This window comes from Streptomyces sp. NPDC051051, assembly GCF_040682975.1.
Classification (GTDB): domain Bacteria; phylum Actinomycetota; class Actinomycetes; order Streptomycetales; family Streptomycetaceae; genus Streptomyces.
Genome location: NZ_JBFBCB010000118.1, coordinates 1 through 4,329, shown reverse-complemented (window position 1 = coordinate 4,329; position 4,329 = coordinate 1). Strand labels below are relative to the sequence as shown.

The 4,329-nt window shown below is 72.5% G+C and carries 4 protein-coding genes; all 4 read left to right on the top strand.

Annotated features, from left to right (window positions below; translation table 11 throughout):
* Positions 1-309 (top strand): acetyltransferase (locus AB0N31_RS36210; protein ID WP_366062793.1); only part of this gene is annotated, 309 nt, incomplete at its 5' end.
* Entirely contained in the window at positions 306-1,373 is a 1,068-nt protein-coding gene (locus tag AB0N31_RS36205) for a glucose-1-phosphate thymidylyltransferase (RefSeq protein WP_366062792.1), read from the top strand. The genes AB0N31_RS36210 and AB0N31_RS36205, both read left to right, overlap by 4 nt.
* On the top strand, positions 1,370-2,122 hold the full coding sequence (locus AB0N31_RS36200; protein ID WP_366062791.1) for a futalosine hydrolase: 753 nt from the start codon (positions 1,370-1,372) through the stop codon (positions 2,120-2,122). Before AB0N31_RS36205 ends, AB0N31_RS36200 begins: the two co-directional genes overlap by 4 nt.
* Before the next feature lie 441 nt (positions 2,123-2,563).
* A partial coding sequence (locus AB0N31_RS36195) for a type I polyketide synthase (RefSeq protein ID WP_366062790.1) occupies positions 2,564-4,329 on the top strand: 1,766 nt, incomplete at its 3' end.

Genomic DNA, 4,329 nt, shown 5'->3' with positions numbered 1-4,329 from the left:
GCCCGGTGGATGAACGACCCCGAGGTCGCGGCCTTCTGGGAACTGGCCGGCCCGGACACCGTGACCGCGGCGCACCTGCACCGGCAACTCCCCGGACCACGCTCCACCCGCCTTCGGCCACCGAACGCCCGGATCGCGCTGCTCCTCCGGAGTCGCACGCGGTACGCGACTCGTCCGAAGCGCCCGAAGGCCAAGCAACAGGCGCCCGCCGGCCCGACTGCGCGCGCCACGCCCGCCGATCCGCTCCACACGGCCGGAACGCCCCAGCCGCACCGGCCGTCCACCTCTGTCACCTGGATGGAACAGTGAAGGCTCTTGTGCTCGCGGGGGGATCCGGTACGCGACTGCGACCGATCACCCACACGTCCAGCAAGCAGCTGGTCCCGGTCGCCAACAAACCGATCCTCTTCTACGGCCTGGAATCCATCGCCGCCGCAGGCATCACCGAAGTCGGCGTCATCGTCGGCAGCACCGCCGCCGAGATCAAGGCGGCGGTCGGCGACGGTTCCGCCTTCGGCCTCGACGTCACCTACATCCCGCAGAGCCAACCCCTCGGACTCGCCCACGCCGTCCTCATCGCCCAATCCTTCCTGGGCGACGACGACTTCGTGATGTACCTCGGCGACAACTTCATCCTCGACGGCATCAGCGACATCGTCGACGAGTTCCGCAAGAGCCCCTGTGACGCACAGGTCCTGCTCACCCGTGTCAGCGACCCCACCGCCTTCGGCGTGGCCGTCACCGACGACCAGGGCAACATCGTCGACCTCGAGGAAAAGCCGCGGCAACCGCGCAGCGACCTCGCCGTCGCCGGCGTCTATCTCTTCTCCCCTGCCGTCCACGATGCCGTGCGCGCCATCCGGCCCTCCGCCCGCGGCGAACTGGAGATCACCGACGCCCTGCAGTGGCTGATCGACCAGCGGATGGCCGTACGCTCCACGGTCATCACCGGCTACTGGAAGGACACCGGGAACGTCACCGACATGCTGGAGGTCAACCGCACCCTCCTGGAACGCCTCCAGCCCTGCGTCGACGGGGACGTGGACGAGGAGAGCGAGATCATCGGGCGGGTCCGGATCGAGGCCGGTGCCCAGGTCCGGCGCTCGCGCATCGTGGGTCCCGCCATCATCGGCGCGGGCAGCGTCGTCACCGACTCCTACGTCGGACCGTCCACCTCGGTCGCCGAGGGCTGCCGGATCACCCACAGCGAGATCGAGTACTCCATCGTCCTGCGCGAGTCCTCCTTCGACCGCATCCGCCGGGTCGAGGCGTCCCTCGTCGGACGCAACGTCAAGGTCACCCTCGCGCCCCGGCTGCCCGCCACCCACCGCCTCGTGATCGGAGACCACGGACAGGTCCAGATCTCCTCATGAGCGCCGTCCGCCTCCTCGTCGTCACCGCGGTCGCCGCCGAACGCGACGCCGCGGCCCACGGGCTCGGCCCCGCAGCCACCTGCCCGCCGTCCGCGTCACCGGGACGGGACGCCGTCCGCGTCACGACGGGAAGCGACGGCCTCGGCCACCGGCCGATCCGCGCCGACCTCGTCGCCGGGGGCGTCGGACCGGCCGCGTCGGCGGCCACCACCGCGGCCGCGCTCGCCTCGGCGGACGCCCGCGGCGAACCGTACGACCTCGTCGTCTGCGCCGGTATCGCGGGCGGGTTCGCGCCTGTCGCCGCGCTCGGCTCCGTGGTCGTAGCCGACCGGGTCGTCGCCGCCGACCTGGGCGCCGACACGCCCGACGGGTTCCTGTCCGTCGACGCCCTCGGCTTCGGCACCACCGAGCACGTCTGCGCCCCCCACCTCGCCGCGGCCGTCGCCCGCAGCCTCGGTGCCGTCCACGCCCCCGTCCTCACCGTCTCCACCGCCACCGGCACCGACCAACGCGCCGCCGCCCTGCGGGAACGCCACGACGCCGCCGCCGAGGCGATGGAGGGATTCGGGGCCGCCGAGGCCGCCGCCGGCCACGGCACGCCCTTCCTGGAGATCCGCACCATCTCCAACACCGTCGGCCGCCGCGACCGCTTCGCCTGGCGCATCCCCGAGGCGCTGGCCGCCCTGCACGACGCCTTCGCGCTCCTGTGCACCGTGCTCACGCGGGGTGCTCCACCGCCCTACGGCTGACGGACGAAACCGGGTGGCGACTCCGCCCGCTTCAGCTTCGGGCCGACCGCCGGAAGCCTGCGAGCAGTACCGCTGCCGTCCAGCCGATCGCCGGGCCGAGGGCCGGCCGCCCCCTTCGGTCGGCCTCCCGGCCTCACAAGCCGCGCTGCGACGACCACAGCCCCGGTCCCAACTATCAGCGGGCGTAGGGCCGTAGAGCGACTCGGCACCGTTACGGTCGACGCTCCGGCCTGCGCGGATGGCGAAGCGCGGACGATTTCCAAGGGTTTCCCCAAACAACGTCGCCGCAGGCCGAAATCAGGTCACCGCGCGAGTCATGCTGTCCCCACCGCACGAGGAGATCACCACCGGCCGACCCCCCCAGGGGCTCGGCCCGGCACCCGGAGCTCCCCGCGGCACCACCCGTTCCGTCACCGAACCGAACAGCAATGGGGGCAGTCCATGACGAATGAAGCGCAGCTTCGGGACTACCTCAAGCGGGTCACCGTCGATCTCCACACCACGCGCCGCAAGCTGCGGCAGCTGGAGGCCCGCGAGCAGGAGCCCATCGCCATCGTCGGCATGAGCTGCCGGCTGCCCGGTGATGTGCGCACCCCGGACGGCTTCTGGGACCTGCTGGTCTCCGGTACCGACGCGGTGACGGAGTGGCCCACCGACCGCGGCTGGCCCACCGCGTCCGGCACCGACTCCGGCCACCGCCGGGGCGGCTTCGTCCGTGACGCCGACCGCTTCGACCCCTCCTTCTTCGGTATCTCCCCGCGCGAGGCCCTCGCCATGGACCCGCAGCAACGCCTGCTGCTGGAAGTGGTCTGGGAGTCCCTCGAACACGCCGGCATCGACCCGGCCACCCTGCGCGGCAGCCGCTCAGGAGTCTTCGTCGGCTGCAGCGACCAGGGGTACACCTCCGGACTGACCGAGGTGCCCGAGGACGTCCGCGGACACCTCCTCACCGGCAACTCCATGTCCGTCCTCTCCGGCCGGGTCGCCTACACCCTCGGCCTGGAGGGGCCCGCCGTCACCGTCGACACCGCCTGCTCCTCCTCCCTGGTCGCCCTCCACCTGGCGGCCCAGTCGCTGCGCTCGGGGGAATGCTCACTGGCCGTCGTCGGCGGCGTCACGGTGATGTCCAGCCCCGGCGCGTTCACGGAGTTCGCCCGGCAGGGCGGCCTCGCCGGCGACGGCCGCTGCAAGGCGTTCTCCGACGACGCCGACGGCACCGGCTGGGCGGAGGGCGCCGGCATCCTCGTCGTGGAACGTCTCTCCGACGCCCGCCGCAACAACCACTCCGTGCTCGCCGTCGTCTGCGGCAGCGCCGTCAACCAGGACGGCGCCTCCAACGGCCTGACCGCCCCCAACGGCCTGTCCCAGCAGCGCGTCATCCTCGCCGCCCTGGCCAACGCCGGGGTGCCCGCCACCGAGATCGACGCCGTCGAGGCACACGGCACCGGCACCGCGCTCGGCGACCCGATCGAGGCCCAGGCCCTGCTGGCCACCTACGGCCAGGGCCGCCCCGCCGACCGGCCCCTGCTGCTCGGCTCGGCCAAGTCCAACCTCGGCCACACCCAGGCCGCCGCCGGTGTCGTCGGCGTCATCAAGTCCGTCCTCGCCCTGCGCCACGGCGTGCTGCCCCCCACACTGCACGCCGACCGGCCTTCCACCCACGTCGACTGGACCGCCGGTCACGTCCGGCTCCTCACCGAAGCGCACGACTGGCCGGAGACCGACCACCCGCGCCGTGTCGGTGTCTCCGCCTTCGGTGTCTCCGGCACCAATGCCCATGTCATCGTCGAACAGGCCCCCCAGCCCTCGGCCGAGGACGCCGACGCGACCGATACGGTGCCGCGAGCGGCCCTTCCGGTACTGCCCGTGGTCCTGTCCGCCCATGACGAAGAGACCCTGCGCGCCCAGGCCCGCCGCCTGGCCGACCACCTCACCGCCCACCCGGACACCGACCTCTACGATCTCGCCGCGTCTCTCGCCACCACCCGCACCGCACACCCCTACCGCGCCGCCGTCCTCGGCACCGGCCTCCCCGACCTCACCGCCGCCGTCGAGGCGTTGGCCCGCGGCGAAGTCACGGCGGACGTCTTCACCGACACCGCGCAGGGCCATGGCAAGGTCGCCTTCTTGTTCTCGGGTCAGGGTGCGCAGCGTGCGGGGATGGGGCGGGAGTTGTATGAGGTGTTCCCGGTGTTCGCGGACGCGTT

What these genes read in the sequence shown, in the direction of transcription:
- AB0N31_RS36200 (WP_366062791.1), top strand. Translation starts at nt 1,370, where the DNA reads ATGAGCGCCGTCCGCCTCCTCGTCGTCACCGCGGTCGCCGCCGAACGC.